The organism is Allobosea sp. P1_A7 (genome assembly GCF_056406775.1).
This window is the reverse complement of record NZ_JBFTZN010000558.1, coordinates 1-1,431: the sequence shown is the minus strand read 5'-3', so window position 1 is coordinate 1,431 and position 1,431 is coordinate 1. Positions and strand designations below refer to the sequence as shown.

Here is a 1,431-nt window from a genome sequence, read left to right as displayed (position 1 = left end):
ATCGGGGCCCTTGGCTTATCGTCTCACATCGCCAGCGCTGGCCTGGTTTTGCTCCGCCCAAGTGGCCTGGAATCCGGCCGCCGTTGACACCCATTCGAGATGGAACGGCCTCGGCGGATGCACCGTCGATCGCTGACTATCTCGAACCGTTTGCCGGTCAAGTCGAACGGGTCGGCCTCGAGGCAGGGCCGATGTCTGATTGGCTGACAGCCAACCTCATCCAGCTTGGGCTGCCGGCCATCTGCCTGGAAGCGCGCCAGCTCAAGGCGGCACTTTCAGCCATGCCGGTGAAGACTGATCGGAATGACGCCCGGGGGATCGCGCAGGTGGTGAGGACGGGCTGGTTCAAGGCTGTCCATGTCAAGAGCATTGGCAGCCAGCAGGCGCGGACCCTTGCGGCAGCTCGCAAGCACGTCATCCGCTCTGTTGCCGCCGCCGAGCAAGTCATCATGGGCCTTCTTCGCCCATTTGGGCTGAAGGTCGGGATCGTATCGCGGAAGGGCTTCGGGAGCCGGGTTCGTGAGTTGGTCGCATGCGATACCATGTTGCAGGCGATCATGGATCCATTGTTCGCCGCTCGCGAGGAGCTCACGCAGGAGTACACCCGGCTACATCGTCTCGTCTTGGACACGGTGCGCATTGACCCAGCATGTCGGCTCCTGATGACGATGCCGGGCATCGGATCGATCTCCGCGCTGGCCTTTCGGTCCACCGTCGATGATCCCCGGCGCTTCCTGCACTCCCGATCTGTGGGTGCCTATCTCGCGCTCACGCCCCGGCGATATCAATCGGGCGAGATTGACCGGGTGGGTCGGATTACAAAGACGGGCCTCAGGGGCAGTTTCAACTGCGAAGCGTCAGCACGGTGAGTTGCAACCACTCGACGACGGTTTGCACCGGCTACGCGGTCAGCGGCCGGGGCCGCGACTAGAATTGAGGAGTAGCTACCTGGTGGGCTTCACCCGGCCAGCGCCGAGTTGACGCGGTAGAGATAGGCGGTGCACCGAACTATGAGTTCTCTGATTCGGCGGACCATCCGCGGCAAGAGTCTGGCCATGTCCAGCGGGATCGCATAAGCGCAAGGTATGAGCTTTCCAACAGCCTCCGGCATCCCCAGCGATCCCGTATCGAACCCATCAACCCTATCGCTGTGCCTTGCCCGTTCGGGAACCACCCTACTGGTTGCGCTGCCGTTGGCTATGTGGCTTGCCAACCGTTCGGCCCCCCTTTTCCTCGGGCTGGCAGCACTCTGTTTCGCAGCCTCGGCTGTGGCGGAGGAAGGTGGGGCCGTTCTCTTTCGGCGCCTGCGGGGGGTGCTGCGCTCGCCGGCGGGAACCGGGCTTAGCGCCTTTCTGCTCTGGTCGCTTTTATCGATCGCTTGGAGCCACCGCCCGGTTCAGAGCATCGCCGTCTGGGGAGAATTCTCCCCCC

Annotated in this window: 1 protein-coding gene; it reads left to right on the top strand. The window is 63.2% G+C overall.

Translation table 11 applies throughout. The features are described 5' to 3' along the window. The first annotated feature begins 17 nt into the window (after positions 1-17). Positions 18-869, top strand: a complete 852-nt coding sequence (locus AC1D34_RS37565; RefSeq protein ID WP_476827029.1) for an IS110 family RNA-guided transposase — start codon at positions 18-20, stop codon at positions 867-869. Positions 870-1,431: the final 562 nt, after the last annotated feature.